Annotated in this window: 35 protein-coding genes and 1 pseudogene; 29 read left to right on the top strand and 7 right to left on the bottom strand. The window is 31.9% G+C overall.

What is annotated here, in order from left to right; translation table 11 throughout:
* The first annotated feature begins 9 nt into the window (after positions 1 to 9).
* From ACIBF5_RS30975 to ACIBF5_RS31010, 8 genes are all read left to right on the top strand, one after another.
* Positions 10 to 1872: a M14 family metallopeptidase gene (locus ACIBF5_RS30975; protein WP_049386821.1), complete on the top strand. Its 1863-nt coding sequence runs from the start codon at positions 10 to 12 to the stop codon at positions 1870 to 1872.
* The gene (locus ACIBF5_RS30980) at positions 1872 to 3086 is read left to right on the top strand and encodes a BppU family phage baseplate upper protein (RefSeq protein ID WP_038399456.1); all 1215 of its coding nucleotides are present in this window, start codon (positions 1872 to 1874) and stop codon (positions 3084 to 3086) included. Before ACIBF5_RS30975 ends, ACIBF5_RS30980 begins: the two co-directional genes overlap by 1 nt.
* A gap of 4 nt (positions 3087 to 3090) precedes the next feature.
* On the top strand, positions 3091 to 3714 hold the full coding sequence (locus ACIBF5_RS30985) for a poly-gamma-glutamate hydrolase family protein (RefSeq protein WP_038399576.1): 624 nt from the start codon (positions 3091 to 3093) through the stop codon (positions 3712 to 3714).
* Complete coding sequence (locus ACIBF5_RS30990) at positions 3711 to 4136, top strand: hypothetical protein (RefSeq protein ID WP_002497615.1); 426 nt, start codon at positions 3711 to 3713, stop codon at positions 4134 to 4136. Before ACIBF5_RS30985 ends, ACIBF5_RS30990 begins: the two co-directional genes overlap by 4 nt.
* On the top strand, positions 4123 to 4530 hold the full coding sequence (locus ACIBF5_RS30995) for a hypothetical protein (protein WP_038399457.1): 408 nt from the start codon (positions 4123 to 4125) through the stop codon (positions 4528 to 4530). Before ACIBF5_RS30990 ends, ACIBF5_RS30995 begins: the two co-directional genes overlap by 14 nt.
* 157 nt (positions 4531 to 4687) lie before the next feature.
* Entirely contained in the window at positions 4688 to 5086 is a 399-nt protein-coding gene (locus ACIBF5_RS31000; RefSeq protein ID WP_038399458.1) for a YxeA family protein, read from the top strand.
* Between the two features lie 63 nt (positions 5087 to 5149).
* The gene (locus ACIBF5_RS31005) at positions 5150 to 5560 is read left to right on the top strand and encodes a phage holin (RefSeq protein WP_002468157.1); all 411 of its coding nucleotides are present in this window, start codon (positions 5150 to 5152) and stop codon (positions 5558 to 5560) included.
* Positions 5535 to 6998 carry an SH3 domain-containing protein gene (locus tag ACIBF5_RS31010; RefSeq protein WP_038399459.1) on the top strand — a complete coding sequence of 488 codons (1464 nt, stop codon included), beginning with the start codon at positions 5535 to 5537 and terminating at the stop codon, positions 6996 to 6998. Before ACIBF5_RS31005 ends, ACIBF5_RS31010 begins: the two co-directional genes overlap by 26 nt.
* Before the next feature lie 1578 nt (positions 6999 to 8576).
* On the opposite strand, the gene ACIBF5_RS31015 is transcribed toward ACIBF5_RS31010, so the two are convergent.
* The 3 genes from ACIBF5_RS31015 to ACIBF5_RS31025 form a co-directional block, all read right to left on the bottom strand.
* A complete protein-coding gene (locus ACIBF5_RS31015) occupies positions 8577 to 9626 on the bottom strand; it encodes a tyrosine-type recombinase/integrase (protein ID WP_396816459.1) in 1050 nt (349 codons plus the stop codon).
* 214 nt (positions 9627 to 9840) lie between these two features.
* Positions 9841 to 10998 carry a CapA family protein gene (locus ACIBF5_RS31020; RefSeq protein WP_038399439.1) on the bottom strand — a complete coding sequence of 386 codons (1158 nt, stop codon included), beginning with the start codon at positions 10996 to 10998 and terminating at the stop codon, positions 9841 to 9843.
* A 214-nt stretch (positions 10999 to 11212) separates the two neighbouring features.
* Positions 11213 to 11824 carry a LexA family transcriptional regulator gene (locus ACIBF5_RS31025; RefSeq protein ID WP_038399440.1) on the bottom strand — a complete coding sequence of 204 codons (612 nt, stop codon included), beginning with the start codon at positions 11822 to 11824 and terminating at the stop codon, positions 11213 to 11215.
* Between the two features lie 171 nt (positions 11825 to 11995).
* Here ACIBF5_RS31025 and ACIBF5_RS31030 point away from each other — a divergent pair, with 171 nt between their 5' ends.
* A complete protein-coding gene (locus tag ACIBF5_RS31030; protein WP_038399441.1) occupies positions 11996 to 12208 on the top strand; it encodes a hypothetical protein in 213 nt (70 codons plus the stop codon).
* Between the two features lie 175 nt (positions 12209 to 12383).
* Here the strand turns inward: ACIBF5_RS31030 and ACIBF5_RS31035 are convergent, their stop codons facing one another.
* Complete coding sequence (locus tag ACIBF5_RS31035) at positions 12384 to 12602, bottom strand: hypothetical protein (protein ID WP_038399442.1); 219 nt, start codon at positions 12600 to 12602, stop codon at positions 12384 to 12386.
* Positions 12603 to 12650: 48 nt separating this feature from the next.
* Between ACIBF5_RS31035 and ACIBF5_RS31040 the strand changes: the two genes are divergently transcribed.
* A complete protein-coding gene (locus ACIBF5_RS31040) occupies positions 12651 to 13532 on the top strand; it encodes a DUF3102 domain-containing protein (protein WP_038399443.1) in 882 nt (293 codons plus the stop codon).
* Positions 13533 to 13819: 287 nt separating this feature from the next.
* Entirely contained in the window at positions 13820 to 14308 is a 489-nt protein-coding gene (locus ACIBF5_RS31045) for an ORF6C domain-containing protein (RefSeq protein ID WP_038399444.1), read from the top strand.
* 108 nt (positions 14309 to 14416) lie between these two features.
* Here the strand turns inward: ACIBF5_RS31045 and ACIBF5_RS31050 are convergent, their stop codons facing one another.
* Complete coding sequence (locus ACIBF5_RS31050) at positions 14417 to 14644, bottom strand: hypothetical protein (protein WP_396816460.1); 228 nt, start codon at positions 14642 to 14644, stop codon at positions 14417 to 14419.
* 84 nt (positions 14645 to 14728) lie between these two features.
* On the opposite strand from ACIBF5_RS31050, the gene ACIBF5_RS31055 reads away from it, so the two are divergent.
* The 6 genes and pseudogenes from ACIBF5_RS31055 to ACIBF5_RS31080 all read left to right on the top strand — a co-directional run.
* Positions 14729 to 14944 (top strand): hypothetical protein, encoded by a 216-nt coding sequence (locus ACIBF5_RS31055; protein WP_002468180.1) that lies wholly within the window; start codon positions 14729 to 14731, stop codon positions 14942 to 14944.
* A 313-nt stretch (positions 14945 to 15257) separates the two neighbouring features.
* Complete coding sequence (locus ACIBF5_RS31060; RefSeq protein WP_350666648.1) at positions 15258 to 15452, top strand: hypothetical protein; 195 nt, start codon at positions 15258 to 15260, stop codon at positions 15450 to 15452.
* Complete coding sequence (locus ACIBF5_RS31065) at positions 15436 to 15921, top strand: siphovirus Gp157 family protein (protein WP_002468176.1); 486 nt, start codon at positions 15436 to 15438, stop codon at positions 15919 to 15921. The genes ACIBF5_RS31060 and ACIBF5_RS31065 overlap by 17 nt, the downstream gene beginning before the upstream one ends.
* Positions 15922 to 16698 carry an ATP-binding protein gene (locus tag ACIBF5_RS31070; protein ID WP_061749171.1) on the top strand — a complete coding sequence of 259 codons (777 nt, stop codon included), beginning with the start codon at positions 15922 to 15924 and terminating at the stop codon, positions 16696 to 16698.
* A 28-nt stretch (positions 16699 to 16726) separates the two neighbouring features.
* A complete protein-coding gene (locus ACIBF5_RS31075; RefSeq protein WP_049374172.1) occupies positions 16727 to 17281 on the top strand; it encodes a single-stranded DNA-binding protein in 555 nt (184 codons plus the stop codon).
* 83 nt (positions 17282 to 17364) lie between these two features.
* A pseudogene (locus ACIBF5_RS31080) lies at positions 17365 to 17964 on the top strand (putative HNHc nuclease); the annotation flags it as partial.
* Positions 17965 to 17979: 15 nt separating this feature from the next.
* On the opposite strand, the gene ACIBF5_RS31085 reads toward ACIBF5_RS31080, so the two are convergent.
* A complete protein-coding gene (locus ACIBF5_RS31085; RefSeq protein WP_002468164.1) occupies positions 17980 to 18462 on the bottom strand; it encodes a hypothetical protein in 483 nt (160 codons plus the stop codon).
* A gap of 43 nt (positions 18463 to 18505) precedes the next feature.
* Between ACIBF5_RS31085 and ACIBF5_RS31090 the strand changes: the two genes are divergently transcribed.
* The 7 genes from ACIBF5_RS31090 to ACIBF5_RS31120 all read left to right on the top strand — a co-directional run bounded on the left by ACIBF5_RS31090 (position 18506) and on the right by ACIBF5_RS31120 (position 21885).
* Positions 18506 to 19279 carry a conserved phage C-terminal domain-containing protein gene (locus ACIBF5_RS31090; RefSeq protein ID WP_002468137.1) on the top strand — a complete coding sequence of 258 codons (774 nt, stop codon included), beginning with the start codon at positions 18506 to 18508 and terminating at the stop codon, positions 19277 to 19279.
* Positions 19280 to 19291: 12 nt separating this feature from the next.
* Positions 19292 to 20062, top strand: coding sequence for an ATP-binding protein (locus tag ACIBF5_RS31095; protein WP_038399446.1), 771 nt, complete (start codon positions 19292 to 19294; stop codon positions 20060 to 20062).
* Between the two features lie 154 nt (positions 20063 to 20216).
* The gene (locus ACIBF5_RS31100; protein ID WP_002468151.1) at positions 20217 to 20462 is read left to right on the top strand and encodes a hypothetical protein; all 246 of its coding nucleotides are present in this window, start codon (positions 20217 to 20219) and stop codon (positions 20460 to 20462) included.
* 8 nt (positions 20463 to 20470) lie between these two features.
* Positions 20471 to 20878: a RusA family crossover junction endodeoxyribonuclease gene (locus tag ACIBF5_RS31105; RefSeq protein ID WP_002468165.1), complete on the top strand. Its 408-nt coding sequence runs from the start codon at positions 20471 to 20473 to the stop codon at positions 20876 to 20878.
* Entirely contained in the window at positions 20879 to 21076 is a 198-nt protein-coding gene (locus tag ACIBF5_RS31110) for a hypothetical protein (RefSeq protein WP_002468127.1), read from the top strand.
* Positions 21077 to 21436 (top strand): SA1788 family PVL leukocidin-associated protein, encoded by a 360-nt coding sequence (locus tag ACIBF5_RS31115; protein ID WP_002468115.1) that lies wholly within the window; start codon positions 21077 to 21079, stop codon positions 21434 to 21436.
* Entirely contained in the window at positions 21433 to 21885 is a 453-nt protein-coding gene (locus ACIBF5_RS31120) for a DUF3310 domain-containing protein (protein ID WP_002468121.1), read from the top strand. The genes ACIBF5_RS31115 and ACIBF5_RS31120 overlap by 4 nt, the downstream gene beginning before the upstream one ends.
* A gap of 207 nt (positions 21886 to 22092) precedes the next feature.
* Here the strand turns inward: ACIBF5_RS31120 and ACIBF5_RS31125 are convergent, their stop codons facing one another.
* Positions 22093 to 22422, bottom strand: coding sequence for a hypothetical protein (locus ACIBF5_RS31125; RefSeq protein ID WP_350666653.1), 330 nt, complete (start codon positions 22420 to 22422; stop codon positions 22093 to 22095).
* A gap of 44 nt (positions 22423 to 22466) precedes the next feature.
* On the opposite strand from ACIBF5_RS31125, the gene dut reads away from it, so the two are divergent.
* From dut to ACIBF5_RS31150, 5 genes are all read left to right on the top strand, one after another.
* Positions 22467 to 22889, top strand: a complete 423-nt coding sequence (gene dut / locus ACIBF5_RS31130; RefSeq protein WP_002468111.1) for a dUTP diphosphatase — start codon at positions 22467 to 22469, stop codon at positions 22887 to 22889.
* Positions 22890 to 23430: 541 nt separating this feature from the next.
* Complete coding sequence (gene rinB / locus ACIBF5_RS31135) at positions 23431 to 23556, top strand: transcriptional activator RinB (protein ID WP_350666660.1); 126 nt, start codon at positions 23431 to 23433, stop codon at positions 23554 to 23556.
* Between the two features lie 208 nt (positions 23557 to 23764).
* On the top strand, positions 23765 to 24211 hold the full coding sequence (locus ACIBF5_RS31140; RefSeq protein WP_002468152.1) for a transcriptional regulator: 447 nt from the start codon (positions 23765 to 23767) through the stop codon (positions 24209 to 24211).
* 693 nt (positions 24212 to 24904) lie between these two features.
* Positions 24905 to 25045, top strand: coding sequence for an HNH endonuclease (locus ACIBF5_RS31145; RefSeq protein WP_350666655.1), 141 nt, complete (start codon positions 24905 to 24907; stop codon positions 25043 to 25045).
* A 142-nt stretch (positions 25046 to 25187) separates the two neighbouring features.
* Positions 25188 to 25649: phage terminase small subunit P27 family (locus tag ACIBF5_RS31150; protein ID WP_396816462.1), on the top strand; the 462-nt coding region annotated here is incomplete at its 3' end.

Raw genomic sequence — 25649 nt, forward strand, 5'->3', positions numbered from 1 at the left:
GTTCATAAAATGTTATTAACTTTAGACTTTCCTATTCAAATAGGACACACATTTAGAACCAAGATGATAAATAATTTTAGAACAATACTTAATTATTATAATGAATTAGATCATCAGCATCGCGCACACACAGAAACTAACCTTCATGCACATCAAGCCATGCAGGTTGATTATAGAAATACAAACGTTTCTGCATTTTTGGATTATCTTAACGGTAATATTAATGGGCTTGTTTTAGGAGCAAATGGAGACGGTATAGCTGAAACAAAACAAGCCAGAGTATCAATAGATGGTACCGTACATCCTTTGTTGCAAGAAAGACTGCTTCATGACTTTTTAGGAATTAACAGAAAATTAGATAAAGAAATACATTCTAATGGTGCAGTTGACTTTATTTGGAATCCTCCATATATATCAGGAAATAGATTAGGAGAAAATGGGACACCAAATAATTGGGAACCAGAAGCCCATATTGAAGCATTTTTAAACCCTTTAGTTGATAATCAATACGTTACAAAAGAAGTTATAGGAGAAGATACATCAGGAAAATATAATGTGTACAAATTTACGTTTGAACCACAAAATTACAATAAAACGCTACTTATTACTTCATGTATACACGGTAATGAAACTACTGGATTTTTTGATATGTGCCATATACTCAACCTATTGGTCAATCAGTGGGAAAAGTATCCTCAACTAACTTACTTAAGAAAAAATGTACGTTTAATTTATGTTCCTATGGTTAACCCGTGGGGATTCGCAAATCAAAAAAGAGAGAATGTGAACAATGTAGATTTAAACAGAAATTTTGATTATAACTGGAAGGCAGGTAAAGGGACAGATCCTGATAAATCTAACTTCAAAGGTAAAAGTCCTTTTTCTGAAAAAGAATCACAAAATATGCGTAGCTTAGTTCAACGTATAGATAATTTAACTGCTCACTTAGATTTGCATGATATTATTTCAGTAAATAATGATTACTGTTTATTTTATCCGCGTTGGGCTAATCAAAAAAATAATAATATGACTCATCTTATTAACAATTTAAAAAGTAAGGGAGATCTCGTTGTTTGGGGTTCCAGTACATTATCATCTTTTAGTAATTGGGTAGGAATCCGAAATAAAACAACGTCATATCTTTCAGAAATAAATGAAAAACGTGTCGGTGAAAAGAAAAGTCCCGAAGAAATGAGACGTTCAGTACGCTGGGTTGGTAATGTAATTTTCAGAATGGCACAATTTGAATCTTATCAAAATGGTCAAACATCATTAGATCCTTTCATTAAAGTGATGGTATATGATGATAGATTTAACAATAAAACGTCTGAAGTCATTACCCTACGTGCAGAAAGGAATGAATGGCAACGTATAATGATGAGTCAGCAGCGTTTCAAAGTTTTAGCGAATGGATTTGTAGAGCTCTATGGATATGTGACTATAAACGTTGATAGAGATGTCACAGTCGGGATTAGTCCTAATATTGTTCAGAATTATCATCCATTCTTTGGGTTTAATAAAAGTAGAAAACGTAATCTATTTTCAATTGAACATAGACTCAACAAAGGAAATACAACTTTCCCTATTTACGCTGCTGCTGGAGTTCAAATGTCGACGATTACTGAACCAGGTACAAAACGTACTGATACAGTAATGCCAGTATTAGATGTTAAGAAAAAAGGTGCTGGTATTGTAACAATCAAACAAATTAAATTATTTGCGAAGTTCACTCCTACGCATTCTGCTAATTCTATTCAGATATTAAAATCTGGAGAATACGGTAATCTTAAAGAAGATACGTTCACACAAATTTACCCTAATACTATATACGATGATGATTTAAGAAACGTTATAAATGGAGAGGATAAATAATGGAATTAAAAAAGATTGGTAAAATTGAAGTTAAAAACGAGCCTTACTTAAAACCGATATCTGATGAAGGTATCGGTTTTTATAATTTAGATGATAAAACTGCTGTTTTAAGGTTTTATGTGACTAAAAACAAAAAGCCTTTATTAATTAGTGAAGAAAACACTGAAACGTACATATATCTTGAGTCCTCTAACGGTTCTAATCAAGTAGTAGAAAATGTGCGTTTTATTGACCCTTTAAATGGTGTTATTGAAGTAACTATACCTATTGAATTCTTACAAGCTTCAACGAATACAACTGTTATAGGTCAAATATATATTTCGATTAACCATCAAAATCAGGTAGATAGCGATAAATCATCAACTGCAGTTTTAACTGAATTTGAATTCGAAGTGGGTGACGCAATAATAAATAAAATTAATGGTGCAACTAAAATTAAATATATCCGTATGTTTGATGAATTAAAAAGACAAATTAATGCACGAGCCACTGAAATACAAGAACAATTAGATAATTTAGAAGATTGCGTTGTTAAAGTGAAAGATGCAAGTGATGAAGGAATTACAAAGATTCAGATTGAAACAAAAAAAGGATTGGACAAACTTAATCAACAACATAGTAAAAGTGTAAAAGACGTCGAGGAATCTCTTAACGCGGCTAAAAATACAATTCAAAATCTTTATGAAGAATATGACAACGAAATTGACACAAAAGGAAGTCAATATTTGAAAGATTTAAGAATCGAAGTTAGGAATATTGAAAATATATTAAGTCAAGAGGGATACGTCACAATTGATGAACATCGTAAAATCATTACTGAAATACAAGAAAAGTTACCTGAATCTTCAGATTGGATTGAATATGATTTGATTAATGGAGCTATAAAAAATAGGCATTATAAAGCTGAAGGACAAAATGGTTTTAATTGCGCTTATAAAATCATTCAACATCAAGACTACAAGGAAGTGATTTTAAGAATTAACGCTGACAACTTTAAAAGTGGAACTGTTATAGCGAAGTTACCGAGTGAATTAATTACAAGTACGCAAACTGCGTTCCTAAGAGCGGTGCCTGTTAAAGCTGGTGGTGCTCAATTAACTATTGAACCTAATGGAGATGTTAAAGTTTATATTTCTCAGAGCGATCAGTGGTCAGTAAGTCGTGAAGCTTATATTTACGGAGAAATTAGAATGATAGATAAAGGAGGTGAATAAAGTGATGGATACTTATAAATCTATGACTGAACTTGTGAGAAATGAAAAAGATTGGATGATTGAGACGCAAGATAGAAATAGTAAATCACTTATAACTGCTATACACGGAGGTGGTATAGAGTGCGGCACTTCTGAATTAGCGTTATTGGTTGCAGAATTATCGAATTCAAACTATTTCACTTTTAAAGGTTTAAAACCGAAAAACAATAGAACTCTACACGTCACTTCAACAAATTATGATAACCCCAATTTACTATATTGGAATCAATTTATGAATGTAACGATAGCCATACATGGTTATTCAAGCAGTGAAGCGAATAGTTATATTGGTGGACTAGATGAAAGACTTATATCTCTTATTACTCACAATTTAAAAGTTTCAGGTTTTAATGTGGAAGCTGCTTCTGACAGAATTGCGGGCAGAGAAATTAATAATATAACTAATAAAAATGCCTATGGCATGGGTGTACAGATTGAAATATCAACTCAACAAAGAAAAGAATTTTTTAGTCGAAACGATTTTAGTCAAAAGAATAGAGAAAATACACATAATTGGACAGAAGATATGTATTACTATGCTAATGCTATTTGTGCTGCACTTAATGATAGAAAGTGGGTAGAAACATGAAGAAAACACACAGTATGACTGAAATGGAATATATTAATGTTATTTCTTTATTATTTATTGGAACAATAGGTATGGCTCGTGGGTCTTTTTTTATATTTGCTTCTGAAACTCAAGTCGATAAAAGTCCATTGTATAGCAGTATTAATGAAATAATACCCTTAAGTATTTGGGGTATTCCATTCTTTATAGGTGGTTTATGCTTAGCTATTGCAGCTATGGCTTTACCTTATAGAAATATTAACAAAGTCTATAGTATCACTCTTATTTTAGGAGGGATTATTTGTTCTGTGTTTTTCTTTGTAATCACGTTAGCTGGTATTAGTGATTCTTTAAATTGGATGTCACCTCTCATTTACTTTTTAACTACTTTAACGTGTGGTGGTTATGCTTACTTTGGAGTGTTGCATTATGCCAAACAATGAATTACCCCAAAGTTATTATGACGATAGGGATGCTATTCATAAAAGAATAAGAGAAGTCGATGAAAAACATACGAATAATTATAACAATTTAAGTGTGCTATTAGCAGAATTTAAACCTACACTTAATCAAATGGTTGAAGCAACTAAAGAGATGAGTGCTGAACAGAAAAAGACAAACCAACAAATCATAGAACAAGGCCATCGATTGTCTGTCGTCGAAAAGGATGCTCAAATGTTTAGGAAACATTTAAGTCAAGAAGAACAAGAAGCAAAAGAGAAAGGTAAAGAAAATAAAGAGTTTATTTTAAAAGCTACCGGTATATTTGTTGGTGGAGGCGGTGTGGCTTGGCTTATCCACCCATTGTTCGACTTTTTAAAAAATGTGATTAATTAAAGTGGTATTTAAAGAAAAAATCATAGTAAGGCATATATAGTTTTAAAATCTTTCAACTTTGTAAGTTTAAGATGTCATTTTGTAAGAATAGATAAAAGTAATTTTCATTAGAATCTTCTACAATTAAATTGTAATTAAATTGAAGGAGAGTTCATTAATGAGAGATTTAAAAATTTTATTAATTCCTATAATAATCATTATATTATTAGTAATGGGATTACTTTTCGGATTGAGAATTTACGGTGATTATCATCCAAGTAATGAAAATGTAAAAAGTTTGAATATGAAGAACCCTCTTGAGCCGACAAAAGAATATTATGTAAAAACTACTAAACCAGTAAAAGAAAAGCCTAAAAAAGAGGCAGATCAAACTCATGAATACGAAACAACAGGTTATGATAAAAAAGGTAACAGTAAAAAAATCAAATATGTAGGAATGAAAAGACTAAAACTCAATCACTATTTAAAAATTAAACAAAAATTAGATACAGTTAAAAGTTATGAAGAAGTTAAAAAAGATGACATTCCTAAAGAAGCACGTAAACATTTAAATTAATATCTTAGAGTCTGGGACATGAATCCTAGGCTCTTTTATTTTACTATAAAGGAGATGTATTTTTTGAAAATTAACTGGATTAATCGTTTTAAAAACGGAACAACACTCACAGCTTTAGTTGGTGCAGTATTATTATTTTCTAAACAAGTAACCGAAGCATTTGGTATAGATATATCAAGTGAACTTGAAACAATCAGTAGTATTCTGGGAAGTATTATTACAATACTTGTAGCTTTAGGTATTGTTACAAACCCTAACACTAAAGGCGTTGCTGATGCTGGTATTGACCTAGAACTAAATAAACCGCGTAATCAAAAAACGCACCCTGTACAGTTTAAAAGTGAGTCAGGGGCAGTGAAACCTGAAGTTTTCGACACTAACGAATCGTTTACTGATGATTCTGATGAAGAAGAATTCGAATTTAATAATGATGGAGGAGGAGCTCCAGATGAAAACGCAATCTCAAATCAATAAACGTTTACGAGATTATAAAAACGGTGTAGTAGATAGTCCATACAGAGTTAAACGTTGGACGAGTTATGACGCTTCCTTTGGTGCTATGGAACCAGGTTGCATTGATAAAGACCGTGCTTATCACGCACAGTGTATGGACTTGGCGATAGATTATGTAATGTGGTTAACTGATAATCAAACAGAGATGTGGGGCGATGCTAAAAGCTCTATAATAAACAAATTCCCTAAAGGGTGGAAGATTGTAGAAAACAAACCGTCAACGATACCCAAAAAAGGTTGGATAGCTGTATATACAGCTGGAACCTATTCACGTTATGGGCATATAGGTATAGTATATGATGGTGGTAATACTACCAGTTTCCAAATTTTAGAACAAAATTGGAATGGCTGGGCTAATAAAAAACCTAGCTTACGATGGGATAATTATTATGGTTTAACACACTTTATAGTTCCACCTATAGCGAAAGAAATAGAAGAACCTAAAAAAGATGCAAAATCAGCTCCTAAACAGTCAGTTAAGGAAAATAGTAGCATCAAAGTCAACACTAATCATATAAAAAGTTGGACTATGACTAAGAGAGGTCGTAAACCTAAAGGTGTAGTCATTCATAACGATGCCGGCACAATGAATTCAAAACAATACTACAACAATCTAGTAAACGCTGATTACAATAGATTAGCAAGAGGCATAGCTCACGCATACGCTGATAGAAACGGTATTTGGGAATCTATATCAGAAGATAGAATTGCTTGGCATGTATCAGATGGTGTCCAACCAGGTTCAGGTAATTTTGAATTCTACGGAATCGAAGTTAACCAATCGATGTATGCCGGAGATAAAGATTTTCTTAAAAATGAACAAGTTGCGCTTAAATTCGCAGCGCATAAACTTAAAAAGTGGGGGTTACCAGCTAACAGAAATACTGTTCGTTTACACAATGAATTTAGTTATACAGCTTGTCCTCATCGTTCTGCTAAATTACATGCTGGCATTGATCCAACAAAACAAGCATGGACTAAGGCAACACAGCTTGAGTTAAAAGATTACTTTATTAAGCAAATTAGGGCATATATGAAAGGTAGTACACCTAAAGTTACTACAGTTAAAAACAAACCTGGCAGTGCATCCACTCCAGCTAATAGACGAGATATGAACGGTTGGAAAATCAATAAGTATGGAACTTATTATAAATCAGAAATAGCTCACTTTACGCCAAACACTCCTATTAAAACTCATTATGTTGGACCGTTTAGAAGTTGTCCTGTGAGCGGTGTATTACAGCCAGGTCAAACAATAAAATATGACACTGTATGTAAACAAGACGGTCACGTTTGGGTGAGTTATACAGCTTATAATGGTAATGACGTTTGGTTAGCTGTGAGAACATGGAATAAAACAAATGATAGTTTAGGTAAATTGTGGGGTACAATCAATTAATCTGTTATAATAAAATTACCACGTCATTATACAAGGGTAGTCGCTATGGCTACCTCTCATAAATTACAATTAATTATGTCTATAATATGAAGATATTAGATTGATATTAAAAAAACATAGTTTAACACTACATTGGTTACACGGTCTGTGCTATAATTAAATTACATACAATTTAATTTTTTATACTCCTTTATAACTTTTTTGCTACCACGCTCTTTGTGAGCGTGGTTATTTTTGCGAACGCCAACAATTTCTGTCGTAACTATGTTATAATTAAATTGCAAGTCATTTCACAGAAGGGTAGTCTTAACGGCTATCCTTTTTTTTATGTAAAAGTTTTCATAAAACCTCATGCTAGACATAATAAAAACACTCCTAGAACATCCAGTATTGTCAGTACTGGTTATTCAAGAAGTGTTATGCAACTAAGAAAATGGCCTCTCGGTAACTAAACCGTAAGGCCAAATAACAAAGAAAGGATTATACCTGGAGCTTCAGAACTTCTCCATATCATATGATAAAATATTTTTGGGATATTTTCAATTATGAAAGAACAAATATATTTGTATTATTAATATTAAGCGTACCATTACTACTTTTATAGGAAGAGAGATCCATTTTTATTATTTAGATAAAAAGAATAGACGTAGAAAACTTGAGCGAGTATAAATCAAAAATACTTGAATTGATTAGTAGTATTATAACAGGATATCAGATTTTCAAAGAGCAAGCATAAAACAATTTGTCATCTCACAACTACGACTTGAAAATATAGAAGCTGATAACATACTGCAAAAAACTATATGAATATGCTACAAAGTATTATAATAAGGATAGAATACAATTATAATGAAGACTGGTGTGTTGTTTATGGGGAGCTAGTGAAAAGTACTTGAATGGTATGAATGACTAAAAAGTACAAAAGTCATAATGTTTATGTTGAAGGCAAATGGAACACTATTTACATAAAATCATATCAAAGAAGTGAAAAGTGAATAATGAGAAAAGAAATAGAGAAGTTATTAAAGAGTGATCTAACAAGCAATTGCATAGCAACAGAAACAGGTGTAGAACAAAGTACTATTCATCGACTAAGATTTGGAGAACGCACACTTGATAATTTAGGGTTAAAACAATGTGAAAAGTTATATGATTTTGCAATTAAGATAAAACTATAACTATTTCGACTTCGAGGTGGCCATTATATTAAAATAACCCTTGCCCTAATTTAATATTAATACTATATTCTAAACCACTTTCTTTATATCTTTAAATGTGCTAATTTATAAGTATACAATTTAACTTTCCTCTCAAATTTTCATGTATTTATTTAATAACCACGTTCTTAACAGAACGTGGTTTTTTGATACCATAATTGATACCAATTTAATTTAAAACTAAAAATATTGTAAAATTTTCAGATACCAAAACCGCTTAAAATCAACGTTTTTAGTATCTGAAAAATACAGAAAATAGATATTTTACACGAAATGGAAGGTGCAATTGGATAGCCTTCAAAGGCGTGGTTGAGCCATTCTCTATCACTGAAAACAGCTATTGATACCATTTTGATACCATTTACTCGTCAAATATTGCTATTGCATCGTGTTTTTTCTGAGTATATAAATGGCTGTAAGTGCCCATCGTTTCAGTGATTTGAGCATGTCTCATAAGCGATTGTAAAACAAAAATATCTACACCGTTATTTGCAAGGTAAGATGCGTAAGAATGTCTTAACGTGTGTATGTTATAATTAGGGAAAGCTTGTTGGAATTTCTTCTGAGCATGCTGGTAGTGCTTAGGAGCCATTCCACCAAAAATAAAGTAACTACGTTCATCAAAGTATTTGTTTGCTGATTTCTCACGTTGATAGCGTTGAGTTAACATTTCATTGATGAACTTAGGTAAGGGAACAATATCTTCTGAGCTATCTGTTTTAGGTCGTGGATATATTGTTCTATTAGAGATGTCCATTGTTTTACTAATGGATATCTCTTTTTTATATTTATTAAAATCAGTCCAAACTAGCGCCATTGCTTCTCCGACCCTTAATCCTGTATAAAACATCAAAGTAAACAATTCTCTATAGTCTTGTTCTTTAATATCTTTTACACGTTCTTCAAATTCCTCTCTTAGCATATACTTCGGTCTAGGTTTTACACGTGGAATAGGTTTGATGGATATAGTTGGATCTATACGCAACCCGAAATACTTTTTAGCATAGTTAACAACTACTTTGAAACCAGACCATATGGTACGTGCTGTATTAGTTGAAGGTACAGTTTCCATTAAGTATTTACGGAACTCTTGGCACTGATTTTGAGTTATTTTATTCATATTGATGTGTTCGAATTTATCTTTTATATGTTTATTATATTCGTTTCGTTTACGCTTTTTTGTTTTAGGTCGAAGATCGCTATTTTCCAGGTAATGATTGAAAACATAGTCAAAAGTTCTAGAGTCACTATAACCTTCGTTAACTTCATTTAAAAATCTTGCTTCTTCACTCTTCGCTTCACGCTTTGTGGCAAATCCTCGCTTCAATTTACGTTTGTTATTTCCGTAAACATCTTTGTATCGTATAGAGAAATACCACTTTTTTGTACTTTCATCTTTATATACTGGCATCTTTACTCATTCCTCCTTAAAAAAGTAAAAAATAATAAGGGTAGACGGGCTACCCGATAATATGCTCTCTAAATAATAGTCAATGTTACTTATAATTTAATTAAGATAACTCGAGAAGGATTAACGCTGGTCCCGAAAAGGAGTAAGTGCATAAGCACTGAGCATTACTATGTGCCTGGGGTTATCTTTTTTATTTCATAAACTATCAACAAATTTAGTTAGATTTTAAAAATTCTTTATCAATAATTTCATTAGTAATTCTTTCCATATGTTCTTTAGTCATATCCTTGTTTTCACCACTTTGCATACCATGTTCATTTGCTATTTTATCGTTATATTTGTCTAGTGGGTAAACAGTAAAATCATATCTAGAATCTTTATTGCCTGGTATTCTTTCTCTATAGAAATTTACTAGGGATTTCCAATGAACATTTTTAATTACAATTTTTTGCCCTTTTTTTGTTATATCAAAATTTATGCTACCACAAAGATTATTACTTTCATTACCAGTATTTTGACCATTTAAAAAATTACCTAATGAGTAAACTACCAGTGTTTTGTGATTATTTTTGCCTTTTACCCATTTTACCGGTTGAATTACATGGGGATGCATACCTATTACGGCATCGACATTTGAATTTGCGAATACTTTAGCATATCTTTCTTGCTTTTTATTTGGATAATGATGACTCTCTTGTCCCCAATGAGTTGAAACGATAACAGCATCACTATTTTTTTTAGCGTATTTGACATCTCGCTTTATTTTATTTTCATTTAAATAATTAATTTGATATTTATTTTCTGGTTTAAGTCCATTAGTACCAAATGTATAATTAAGTATTGCTATCTTTATTCCATTTTTATTTATAATTTGAAGTTTCTCATTATCTTTTTTAGATTTGTATACACCAGTGAACATAACTCCTTTTTCTTTATACTTTTCCCATAGATTAACTCTATGATTAACGCCATGTGTACCTTTGTCGAGAGCATGATTATTTGATCCGTTAATTAAATTAAATCCTGATTCAACCAAATATTTCGACAAATCGCTAGGAGTATTAAACCTTTTAAAACCTGAATAAGGTATATCATCCCCTCCCATTGGGGATTCTTGGTTGATGTAAGCAATATCAAACTTTTTTATATAAGGTTTAACGTTTTTATACATTGGTGAAAAATCATAGTCATTGTGACGGGTTTTTGCATCGTTATATACAACTGGATGAATTAAATTATCTCCAACTGCAACAAAAGAAACTTTTTCATGATTAAAGTGGGTGTCAATTTCAGCAAATATTATAGTTATAACTGCTAATAGACTAAAAAAAACTATAGCTATTATCTTTTTCAATTTACATACCTTCTTCATGGTTTATTTATCTATTTCACTTGCAATTCTCTCTAATGTTTCTCTAACATCTTTTAAAGTATACATATCTGAAAATGTGTAACAGAAAGTTTTTCCGTTATCAGTTTCGGCTGTAACAGTGTATAAATCTTCAATATGATCATAGCTAATATGATAATTTAAAATTTTCATTCATAGACCCCTTTTGTATGTAGTTTATTAAATTGACCTTTCATTAAAATAACTTTTGACTTGCTACAACTCTACCAATTATTTTTACTTCGTCATCTTTGCCATATACCTGTGGATAGTGGTTTGTATTGTTTGATTCTGGAATTAATATAACTTGGTCACCATTGTATCTAATACGTTTAACAGTCGCGTTATAACCATTAATCATAACAACGCCTAACTGACCATTCTCTACTATAGAATCTTTCTCTACCACAACTATATCGCCGTCTTGAAATATTTTATCCATGCTATCGCCAGACACTTTTAAGCCAAATTCTTCTTTATCAGAATTAAGTTTGTTAGTAGCAAAGTATATATAATCGATTAAATTTTCTTCACTATAGATAGGTAAGCCTGCAGATATTTTAGAAACGACTGGTATCTTTTTGACTGGTAGGGTTTCTATTTGAGGTTGTTCTTCTTCTATTCCCATAATATATGAAGGAGATACTCTCAATGCTTTTGCTAATTTTACAATCTTATCTCTTTTCATATTTTCTATGTCGCCAGTTTCCCATTTTCTCACAGTTGATTTTCCAACACCTACTAAATCTCCAACTTGTTCTAGAGTTAAATTCAATTCTTTACGTCTACTTTTAATGTCGGGTTTCATGTTAAATTTCCTCCTAATTGGTATGTACTAAATATAGCACTTAAGTATCTTAAAAGCAACACTTGTATAGGAAATTAAAATAAAAATGTATTTTTAGACACTTTTGTGTTGACTTAAAGATTCATAGTATGTATTATTAAAGTATCCTAAAAGACACGGAGGTGTTAAACAATGAACAAAGCAAAACTTTATTCTGCTTTGGCGATGAAAGAGATGCATGTAAATTATTTTTTAAAAGAGTTAAACGAACATGGACTGAAACTTTCTAAAAGTGCCTATTATAGCAGGATTAGAGGAGAGCAAGAATTCGACATTAAAGAAATTAAGACTATAGTTAAAGTTCTAAATTTAACTAGAGACCAAATGAACGATATTTTTTTTTGAAGAATTAGTGTCATAAAAGACACATTGGAGGAGGTGGATTAATTGAACGAATTACAAAATGATCCAATTGAAATGTTCAGAACAATTAACGTTTTATTAAAAGTAATACAAAAAAACCCAAACCCACAGTTGATTGAGGCAACTGCGAATTTGGTCTTAGCTTACAAAGAAGTCACTAGATAAATTTTGGTGGTTCAGAACTAGTATTAAAATATTCTATCCAAACCACTCTGTCTAAATTAACGATGATCTTTTCAGGTTTTTCGACTTGAAGAATACCTGCGATTGAAGGTGTGTTTTCTAAAACTTCAACTTTATCGCCATTATCTAAGTGAAGTTTTAAAGACATATCCTCGTATCGATCCAGAAATTGTCGGATGTTATCAATGTTCACAATATCACCTCCTTTTATAAGGAGTATAGCAAAAAGGAGCATAAACGATTGAAAGAATTACAACTCAGCAACGACTTAACCACAATAGAAACGGAAATCAAGAGTTATCAAAATATTGCAGGTCAGTCTATTTTCGAGATTGGTCGAAGATTGAAACATGTTAAAGAAAATGACTTAGCACATGGTGAGTGGTCTGAATGGTTGCAATCAATAAATATGAGTAGAGGGCAAGCAACTAAATTTATAAAAGTAAGTGATGAATTCTCAAATGATTCACCGGTGAACCATTTAGGGATTAAAGCATTATATTCTTTAGCGACCATTCCCGAGGAACAACGAGAGGAAGAATTTGAAACATCTTCTGGCGAAATGAAAAAACCTATAGATATGACAAATAGAGAATTAGAAGACTTAAAACGTCAACTCAAACAACGTGATGAACAAAACGCACAACTCCAATCACAAGTGGAACAAGCACAACGTTCAGAGTCAATTGCACGTAAGAAACTCGAAGATGAACAGAATAGAGAACCTGAAGTGATTGAGCGAGAGGTTATCAAAGAGGTTATACCTGATGAAATTCAGCAACAACTCGAACAATTCAAGCAAAAATTCGAACGTGAAAATAACAATGCTAATGAACTTAGAGATGAATTGCAGCGATATAGAAACAGTTTCAGCGACCCTAACCAAGCATACGAAGAAAAAGAATTAACGAGGTTAGAACGTGAATCAAGTATCAACGCACACAAGATATCAATTAGTATTCAGAACTTCATCAAAGAAAATTCGGTTGAGACATACAGACTAGATACAGTCATCAAAGCGAATACGAAATCGAAAGAAAGACTACAAGAAAATGTAGCATTACTGAAAGAATTTACAACCAATTTAGAAGCAATGTTAAACGGAAGAATCGTCGTAAATTAGGAGGAAAGCAATGCAAGAAGAAAAACAAAAAGTCATCTATTACTACTATGACAAGAAAGGTAATAGACGACTAATATTTGTATCTAATGAGTTAGTAGATAATTATGACCACTTGATTGAACGCTTTCCACAAATTAATAAAAACTTATATGTCTTAATTAATGGATTAGAGTTCAAATTACTGTAAACCAAACATTTGTTTAGCAACAGATGTAGCGAGCTGTTGTAGTACTGGAATAGATACCGAATGTATATAGAAAAATTATAACAGAAAGAAGGAATTCAAAATGGCAAAGCGTAAAGATGAATTAATTTTTTTACAAAATCATATTAAACAAACGAATGAACAAGGGCAACAGTTAGAACAAATCATTGAAAGAATGTTAGATATGGAAGATCACGTTGAAAATCGAGTGTCATATGTAGAAGATATGGTAGAAGAAATCAAGAAAGAAGTACCTATAACTTATGAACAGCAAAAGGAACTGCAGTCAATTGTTCAGTCAAAAGCAAACCAATTTACAAGAGAGTATTACAAAAATGGTATTCCAGTAGATATGAAGTACCAAAATGAATTATTCAAAAAGAAAAAAGGACAATTTATTCGTGCAATGTGGACACGCTTAAAAGAGTATTTCAACGTCCCGAGATACACAGCAATTCAAAAAGTTGATTATGACCGTACTAAACAATTTTTGATAATGATTGCGTTTAAAGATTTCAAGCCCAACGAACTTGAAGATAAAGCAAGTTGGAATATCCCTGGTTTGATATAGAAATGAATTATGGGGCAAAGAAAAGAATTTTTAGAGGATAAGATTTACCTAATAAAAAGAGATTCCTAATCACACTTTTACAAGTGAAGAGGAAACTCTAATGGAAATTTAATCTTCTAATAAATCAAGATTCTTTAACAATTTTTCAATCATCTTGTCATTAGCAAGTGCGAAAGATTCAAAATAGTTATTTGCTATGACATTAGGGTTTTCACTATCCCTTTCTAGAAACATTTCAGCAAATGTTTCTTCGGCATAATCATTTCTTTGATTAATCAGCTCAGATAATTCTTCTTTCGTAATCTTATTCATTATAAAACCCCCTTTGCCATTCATTATACATGAAAAGATAAAGAAGTAATAATCGAGTTAAAAATTAATTTTAGACGAAAGAATAATAATAGATTAGGAGATATAAACATGATTAAAAACTCACTTCAAGCAAAAGAGTTAGCGCAAATATTATCAGTTTCTAAATCAAAAGCATCATTAATAATCAGAGAGCTCAATCAAGAGCTAGAAGAAGAAGGTTACATTGCAATAAGAGGAAAGATACCTATTCAATTAGTTAGAGAAAAATTTCCTTATCATAATATTTCTGATGAGGTGTTGAAAGAATTGGAGAGAACAAAATGAAGTACTTACTAAGTTACATGACGATGTTTAACGCAATGATAATAACATTAATGTTAGGTGCTGGTTTCACGACAGTATTAGGAATTTCGATGTTCGCTTTAATTTTTAGTTCGTTCTTTTGGGAGAAATGGCTAAATGTAACTAAAAAAACTAGTAGACGTAATAACGTCTACCAGTAAGAGAAAGAGACAGTATTAAAATACTATGAATTAATTAAACCAAAAAAGGTGATGATAAGTCAATTATGAATTCACAATTATTATTAGATACATCGAGAATACTGAATGAACTTGTTATGTATAGCAATCAAAATGTGGAAGTTGAATTTAAAAAATACAATGACGGTAATGTAGTTTGTGAGTTTTGGCACTATTCAAGCCATTATCAATATGGGTGTCAAAGTCTTAAATTTAGAAACATTGATTCTATTAATAAAATGAAACAAAAGCTAGAAGTTGCTAAAAAAGTAATTGCAGGGGAGTGTCTAATCGATGAGCAACTTATTTGAATTAAAAGATAATTATCAACAAGTTTATGACCTTATCGCTGAACAAGAAGATGAACAAATTTTAAAAGATACGCTAGCAAGCATAAACGATGCAATCGAAGAAAAAGCAGATGGATATGTAGCAGTTATTAAGTCTTTAGAAGCAGATAACAATGCTATAGACGAAGAAATAAAGCGTTTAAGACAACGTAAAACTTCTAATCAAAACGGTGTCAAACGTTTAAAAGAAAGTTTACAGGAAGTTATGGAGCAGACAGGTAAAGAGAAGTTTAAAACTGCGCTTAATTCGTACAGCATCGCTAACAATCCACCTAGTTTAGATGTTACAGATGAAAGTTTAATACCTAAACAATACTACATCGAACAGCAACCAAAGCTAGACAAAAAAGAGTTATTGAAAGCTATAAAAGGCGGTTTAGAACTCAAAGGAGTAGAACTAAAACAAAGTAGAAGTTTGAGGGTAAGATAGATGACTGAAGAAAAACAAGAGCAAGATATCCTAACTCAACTAGGGGTTAAAGATATCAGCAAACAAAATGCTAACAAGTTTTATAAATTCGCTATCTACGGAAAATTCGGTACAGGTAAAACGACCTTTTTAACCAAAGATAACAACGCGCTTGTGCTTGATATTAATGAAGATGGAACAACAGTTACAGAAGATGGCGCAGTAGTACAAATCAAAAACTACAAACACTTTGCTTATGTAATAAAAATGTTGCCTCAAATTATCGAAAAACTTAGAGATAACGGAAAGAAAATCGATGTCATAGTAATCGAAACGATACAAAAACTTCGTGACATCACTATAGATGACATCATGAACGGTAAGACTAAGAAACCGACATTTAATGATTGGGGAGAATGTGCGACACGTATTGTGCATATGTACAGATATGTTTCTAAGTTACAAGAACAATATCAATTCCATTTAGCAATAAGCGGTCATGAAGGTATCAACAAAGATAAAGACGATGAGGGCAGCACGATTAATCCCACTATCACGATTGAGGCACAAGATCAAATAAGAAAAGCAGTTGTAAGTCAATCAGATGTTTTAGCAAGAATGACAATTGAGGAGCATGAGAAAAACGGACAAAAGTCATATGAGTATGTACTTAATGCTGAACCCTCTAATTTATTTGAAACCAAAATAAGACATGTAAGCAATATAACAATTAACAATAAGAAATTTGTAAACCCAAGCATTACAGACGTTGTACAAGCAATCAGAAATGGAAATTAAAAATAACTAATAAGGACGGTATAAAATTATGAAAATCACAGGACAATCACAACACACTAAAGAAACTAATCAAGAAGCATTTATAAAAGGTGGAGACTTCTTAGGAGCAGGAGAATTCACAGTTAAAGTTAAAGATGTTGAATTTAATGACAAAGAAGGAAGATATTTCACTATCGTATTTGAAAATAACGAAGGTAAACAATACAAACATAATCAATTTGTACCACCATTCCAACAAGACTTCCAAGAAAGACAGTACATTGAATTATTAAGCAGACTAGGAATTCAACTTAATTTACCTGATTTAACTTTCGATACAGACAGATTAATTAACAAAATAGGAACAATCGTACTTAAAAATAAATTTAACGAAGATGAAGGAAAGTATTTCGTTAGATTATCTTTTGTAAAAGTTTGGAACAAAGGTGACGAAATCGTAAATAAACCCGAACCTAAAACTGATGAAATGAAACAACGTGAACAACAAGCTAACGGACAGCAAACGCCAATGACAAAACAAGATAATCCGTTTGCAAATGCTAATGGACCAATTGATATTAGTGATGATGATTTAGCTTTCTAGGACGTGATTAAATGCAGCTTATTACAAGATACTAGCGAGATAACGACGGTACTTATTCCGTCGTTGCTACTGGTGTTGAATTAGAACAAAGTCATATCGATTTGTTGGAAAATGGTTACTCACTCAACGCAGATATAGAAGTGCCAGACCACGAAAAGATAACTCATAAACAACGCAGAACAATTTTCTTGTTATGCGAAGATATTGAATTACATTTAGGTCAACCTAAAGAAGCTATGAGGCAAGATTTTCAATTCGAATTAGAAATAATGAATGGCTATGATTCTATTAGTTTAAAGAATTGTTCTAAAAAAATAGCAAGAGAATTAATCGAAATGATTATTGCTTTTATGTTTCATCATCAAGTTCCTATGAGATTAAAGACGAGTAAGTTGATGAAAGAAGATAAGAGTTATCTATATTGGTCAACGATTAACAGAAATTGTGTGATATGCGGCAAACCTAATTCAGACTTAGCACACTTTGAAACAGTAGGTAGAGGTATGAACAGGAACAAGATAGACCACTACGATAAATACGTATTAGCGTTATGTCGTAAGCACCATACAATTCAACATCAGATGGGGATAGACAGTTTTAACAAATATTACCAATTACAAGATAGTTGGATAAAAGTTGATGATAAATTAAACGCCATCCTGAAAGGAGAGAAAAATGTATGAAAAAACGTGATCATATCATTTATTTATCGATACTGATCCTAAGTTTAATAGCGGTTGTTCTTTCAATTGTTTCTCTTTGTAATTAGTAATATAAACACCTTTACTAGTATAAATTTCAAAATTATAAATATCTAAAATTTGTTTTAAATCAAAAACAATAAACATCTTATGAGAAGCATAAGCGTTTAAATTAATTGGTAACAAACTGCTTTCATTTCTAATATGTTTACCTTTAGTTAATAACACTTTGTTTTGAATACACTCGAATTTTAAGCCTTTATTTTCGTCTATTAAAACTATTTTAGTAATAGAAACTGGGTTTTTAGTTTCATTTACTACATTCAGTTCAAATACATTTCTTTCGCCAGAAACAAAATGATTTTTTAAATCTACTGAAATATTTAATTGATTTTCTTTGTAGTCACGCCAGTATTTATAAGCAGTTAAACATAAAGAAATTATTGAAACTATTAACGCAATTAAAGAAATCCAATTCATTTTTATCACCTCGAAAATATTATATCAAAAAGGAGTTGAGTAGATGAACAACTTATTGATTGATGATTATCCTATATTAGTTTTACCAAAGTTAGCTACTGAGATAGGACTTAATGAAGCAATTGTATTACAACAAATGCACTATTGGTTAAAGAAAAGCAATCATAACTACGATGGTAGACGCTGGATATACAATTCATTTTCTGAATGGCAAAAACACTTTCCTTTTTGGTCTGTGATGACAATTAAGCGTGCTGTATATAGTTTAGAAAAACAAGATTTATTGCATGTAGGTAACTACAACAAAGCTAAATTCGATAAAACAAAATGGTATAGCATTAATTATGGAAAGTTAGAGGATGTGAAACGACCATCGTATCAAAATGATACGACGAGCGTATCAAAAAGAAACGATGGAGTGTATCAAAATGATACAACCAATACCAGAGACTACACAGACATTACTACAGAGACTACTAACAATAATATATTGTCGGGCAACCCGACTGTGTCTCGAATACCTTATAAAGAAATTGTTGATTACCTTAATGAGAAAACTGGTAAAAACTTCAAGCATAAAACAGCTAAAACAAGAAAGTTTATTGAAGCAAGATGGAACCAAGATTTTAGATTGGACGATTTTAAAAAGGTAATTGATGTCAAAACTGATGAGTGGTTAAACACAGACAGTGATAAGTACCTTCGACCTGAAACGTTATTCGGTACTAAATTTGAAGGTTATCTAAATCAAAAGACAAAATCAACTGGTATGGATCAGTTAGAACGTATGAAGTATGACGAGAGTTATTGGGACTAGGAGTGATTATAAATGCAATCAATGGAAAGTTTAGCTAGAAATATCAAACCTAGTAAAAACATCGTAGAAGAGCAACACAACCTTAAATGTAATAAGTGTGGAAACACATACGACTATTACAAGTTTAGTAACGGGCATGAGTTCAGACATGGTTGTGACTGTTCAATGATACAAGCTGGTAAAGAAGCAGAGAAGAAACGTAAGCAAAAATATATAAATAATATCTTCAATCAATCTACTGTAAATGGTTCGCTAAGAGATGCAACAGTAAACAATTACAAACCCCAAAACGAAAAACAAATATACGCCAAAAAAACAGCTATAGAGTACGTTAAAACCTTTTCTGTAGATAAACCTAAGTCTTTAATCTTACAAGGCTCATACGGTACCGGAAAAAGCCATATAGCGTATGCCATAGCTAAAGCAATTAAAAACGAAGGATATTCAGTGGCTTTTATGCACATTCCAATGTTAATGGAGCGTATTAAAGCGACATACAACAAGAACGCTGCAGAAACAACAGATGAACTTGTACAACTGCTAAGCAACATAGATTTGTTAGTACTCGACGATATAGGTGTAGAAAACACTGAACACACATTAAATAAACTATTCAGCATTGTAGATAACAGAGTTGGAAAGAATAATATTTTCACTACAAATTTTAGTGATAAAGAACTCAATCAAAATATGAATTGGCAACGGATCAATTCAAGAATGAAACATAACGCTAGGACTGTAAAGGTACTAGGAGATGATTACAGGGAGCGTGACACATGGTAACGAAAGAGAATGTTATGCAAATACTTGAGTGTTCCGATGTGTATGCTAAAAAAATGATTGATTGGTGCAGTGGGAATCAAGCTGCACTCATCAAGTTAATCAATGACAAATTGGAAGAAAAAGGCAACAGACAGGCAATAACGGAGGTGTCCTAATGGGACTTATCGACGGACTTAAAAAGCAATACATGTTGTATCAAATTGACGGTTGGAAGATGTGTAGTGTAACGCCGCTAGGAGAAGATACTTATAAATTAGGTAACTGTGCAGGGATACACTTTAGAAACACATTTTCAGGAACGGTAACGAAAGATGAACTAGAAAAACTCAAACGTAAACACAAGTTGTTCAGAAAAGAAGAACTGCAACAACAAATGACAATTAACGAATTATTATTTTGAGGTGAGTTATGGAAATAGAGATTAATTTCAATGATACGTATAAGGAACCTATTGGCTCTCCTCGTCCACGTTTTAGAAATGCAGGTAAATTCATTCAAACATACATGCCAACGTCTTATACGAAGCATAAAGCATATATACAGAGTCAATTACCTAAAAAGATGTTGAACAGTAGATTGAAAGTATCAATATATTTTTACTTCGCACCACCTAAGAGTTGGACAAAGAATCAAAAGTTAATATCGATAGGTCAATACAAACGTACGAAACCAGATATAGACAATTTAATCAAAACAGTGCTAGACGCTGCTAACGATCACTTATGGAAAGATGATAACCAAATTGCACACATTGAAAGCTTTAAGCAATATGCAGAAGAACCAAAAATAATCATGAATGTAGAGGAAGTGGAGTGAATGTACAAAGGGACAATAGAAATTAAAGCGAAAGTTGATATGAAAATAAAAGTTCCTGTTGAAGTCAACAGAGTAAGCGATATGTATGAAGAGGAAGAATTCTATAACAAGTTATACCACGATAATAAAGACAAGTTTTTGTCAGAAGCAGAATTTGTGAGAGTAGATATAGATGAAACTGGATGGGAGTTGAATTAAATGGAAGCGACAAAAATGAGAGTTAAAAATAAATACTTCTCTATTACACCAGATGTAGTAGAGAAAATGAAAGAAGCAGATATCAATTCAGATATCTTAAGACAAAGATTGGCTTCTGGTTGGAAGTTTGAAGATGCAATAGAAGCATCTATTGGAGTAAGACGTAGTGAGTGGGATAGTTTGAAACCTAAAGAGGACGAAATCACAAGTTATAAAGAGAGAATGGAGCAACGCAGATTACAGGAATTGAAACGCAAGAAACCGCACTTATTTGAAGTGCCTCAAGTACATCCTAGAAGAGAATGGTGTGTACACCTTATGAAGTACGATATTTTTCCAAAAAGGGTGGTTAGATCATGAGTATTAAAGATTTGATTATAGGCGATAGAATCAGAATCCAAGAAGTTAACGGTGTTGAAATTACAGTGCAAATAAAAAATGTTTATCGTTTAGTTCAGTCAAGTCTTGATATAGATAAATGGGTTGCTGATGTAGAAGCAATTGACGAGAGAACTTGGACTATTGATGATTGTTATGATTTTTACTCATTACCTAATGGAAATGAAGAAACTAAAAAGACGTTAGATGATAAGGTTAACCACCCGTCACATTACAATAGTGAGAAAGGTATAGACTTAATCGAATTTTGCCGTCAACAATTCACTGAAGAGGAATTTAGAGGTGCGATGAAATTCACCCAGATGAGATATTCACTTAGAACAGGGAGAAAAGAAAATGATATTCAAAATCAAAAGAAATTGGAAGAATATGCTAATAGATTTGTTGGAGCTCTAGAGAATGGCAGATAACTCAATAGAACTATCTGACACAATTAATCAGACATACAAGTACCAAACTAAGGGTAAAACACCTACAGAGGTACAACATGAATTGAGAAATTTGGGTGTCAAAGGATTCATAGTTGGTATGACATCTAGAAAAGTAAAAATGAAAGTTAAAATAGAAGATATAAAAACAAATAGGGAGTGCTTGAGATGAATTCTGATTATCTATTACTATAACAATTTTATTAATATTCCAGTAATAACTGCGCATGTTCCAAAAAAAGAGAAGATGAAAATTAGTATCCATTTAATCCAAAAGTCTTTTACTGAATAATACTTTTCTTCGCCTTCTCTTGTTGCTTCAACATAGTCACTATATTTTGGAGTCATTAAAGGAGTATTTTCACTTAAATCAGTATTATAGTAGACAATCGTTGGAACAATCCAATTTTTGGATAGCATATATTCAAAGTGCTTATAGTCAGATGGCATTTTAACACTGCCTTCTCTTACGCAAGTACGCAACTTCAAAAACATTGAAATGTTCAAAGCTAAGACCACCTTATCTTTATATAGGTTAATTATATCAGAATAGGAGAATAAGAATGAAGTACTTAGAGATTAAATTATTATCTGTGAACGCGACAATTCCTAAAAGAGCAAATCCTACAGATAGCGGATTAGACCTTTATGTATCAGAAACGATTCACATACCTGCAAACACAACTAAAGTGGTTAAAACTGATATAGCAATTGATTTACCTTTTGGTTATGAAGCACAGGTAAGACCACGATCTGGTAAAACATTAAAAACTAAATTGCGCGTTAACTTTGGGACTATAGACTACACGTACAATAAAGAAATTGGTGTTATTACTGACAATATTGGGGATGAACCTATCACAGTAGAAAAAGGCACTCGAATTGCACAATTGGTTATAGCTCCCGTTGTATATCCTAAACCTAAGCAGGTGGATTGGTTCGAAAACGAAAGTGATAGAGGTGCATATGGAAGCACAGGAGAATAAAGACGTATTAGAAGAGGTTAAAAGAATACTTCGCAAAGAGTAATGAAAAGTGGGGTAAGAAATGCAATAAATTAATAATTAAAAAAGAAAAATAAAAAGCCTATAAAGACTTTTTATTTTTATGCGAAAAGTAATTTTATTCCTAAATATAAATTTTTAATTATATAGTAAAATGTAAGGAAGGCTGTAATCAGACCTACTGTCAGCGTTATATTATTGTGATCGTAACTATATGCAGAAAGGATTAGAAATGACACGATGAAAAAGATGATTGGCAAAATATGGTAAAGTAAAGCTTTTCCAGCATGTCTTGAAGTATCTCCACTTGCCAATATCCAAACTATGAGTGGAAAGATAAATGGTGCAAAAAACACACTGAAATAACAAAATGAAGAAAGAATATTATTTGCTGATTTGTCCATAGCTACACCTCCAAATTTATACTGCAAATATAACGCAATAATTTTAAGATTTATAGGAGTTTTTCTTAATCTTACAAAATTGTAATTTTAAAGGAGTCGATAAAATGATTAAGAGATTAATGAGAATATGGTTTACTATCGCTATGTATGAACTAGGTAAATGGATTGGAAGAGAAATATATTATAAGCTTACCTCATATGATAGTGTCAAAGTACCTAAAGATTTTTATGAAAAGAACGATTAAATAGATATAGAAAATTATATACGAAAGGACGATGAATTTTAAATGTGGATTATCATTTCGATTATATTAGCTATTGCACTCTTAATATCATTATGTGTTCAAACTGGATTGAGAATTAAACTAAGCGAGCATAAACAACTTAATGAATTATTGAATAAGCAGATTAAATATTTTAAAGATAATAGAAAATAAGTATCGGAGGTTTCTTATGAGTCTAGGTAAAGAAGACATACCAAAGTTAGAACAGTTCTTTCGTAATTATGAAGATATGAAAGGACAGTTATTATACAGACGATACGAATTATTATATCAGCCTCAAGATACAAATACTGGTGGGGGTAAATCTAATCTTCCAAGCAGGCCTGTAGAAAATGAAATAATTGAGCTACATAAAGATGATAAATATCGTAACTTACAGGCAACTATCACAGCGGTTGAAGATGTGTATAGAAATGCGACACCTGAACAGAAAGCTATTATTGAATACAGATATTGGGAAAAGGACTTATTAATATATGAGTGGGAAGATATCGCTCACGAGTTAACTAAATGTAGAGAAGATGGCAAGGTGATTAGTCAACATTCGGCTATTAGAATGCGTAATCAAATAATGAGAGATGTAGCAAAAAGGATTGGATGGATATACTTCGATTAGTCGCAATTGGGCGTATAGTGAATTGCGGGTTGTCAATAGGGTATTCTTGTATCGTACCTAATATAAACACATGGTTATTTACCCCTCAATTATAAAGACCTTGTGTTTCTTAGCACCTATATTTAAGGGCTTATGTTAATAAAGCAGTGCTTAAGTGCATGTGTTGTATATAACCTTCAATATATCTTTTGAAGGTTATCATATCAATTTAAGTAAATTCTTATGTGTAACAAACATTCAATGAAGCTAAAAAGTTTCTTTAGTTTAAAAGATTGAATGAAACAAAAAGATTATTACGAAATGAAGTTTGTTGTTTGTATTAATGAATAAAAAGTTTTCTTAATTTGTTTACATTCTAATAATAAAATATTTTTTATGTAAAAGACAGAATGATTTGAGATTATAAATCTTATTTCGTTTTGTCTTTTATTTTTTATATTTGTAATTGAAGTAAAATTCTTTGAAAGAAGTTGAAAAGAAAATTTGTTTAAAGAACCAAAAGTTAGATTAGGAAACAGAACTTATAGTCAAAGCGAGCTACAAGACTATAGGAAAGCCAATGTACAAAGGTATAACCAAGAGGTTAGGCATAATAAGCGCAACAAAGAGTATACATCGTTCTACAACAGTTCTCAGTGGCGTAAGTTACGTAAACAAGTATTATTACGTGATAATTACTTGTGTCAACACTGTTTGAATAAGGGCATAGTGAATGATAAAGATTTGATTGTTCACCATAAGGTAGAACTAAAAGAGGACTGGGGTAAAAGACTGGATATGGATAATTTAGAGGTAGTCTGTATCGGGTGTCACAATAAAATTCACAAAAAATAATTTTTATAATATATGTTCTTATAAAATTAACGGGGCGTTCTAAACCCCCTGTGGCTCTAAGTTTCGAGTTAAACGAGCCGGCCTCATTTCCGACCAAATTCCCAAAACTTAATGTTGTAATTTTACAAAAGGAGGTGGTCAGATGGCTAGACCACGTAAATTGAACCTACAAAAACAAGGGCACCGTACCAAAGAAGAATTACAAGAAGCAGAAAACGTTGAAAATGGGCTTTATGAGTTTGATCAGATTGATGCAAAAAAATTACCTGAAGATTTAACCGAAGGTGCGGCTAAAGAATGGGTGCGTGTTGTTCCTCTTTTACAACAATTACCAATTGCAGAACTAGATTATGGTTTAATCAAGAAATATTGCCAGTTAGTCGACATTAGTGACGAAGCATACCAAGAAATGCAACAAGTTGGTACGTATCAACCAGATAACCATCGTAAAACAGGACCATATGTCACATTCATGGATACTACAAGAGAAATTATAAGCATATGTGGCAAATTGGGTATGACAATTGATAGTCGTATGCGTTTAGTTGTACCGGTTGAAAAGGATAAAGCAAAATCGGTTTACGATGAATTTGGTGTTGATGAA

It is taken from the genome of Micromonospora sp. NPDC050417, from assembly GCF_044458865.1.
Classification (GTDB): domain Bacteria; phylum Actinomycetota; class Actinomycetes; order Mycobacteriales; family Micromonosporaceae; genus Micromonospora_G.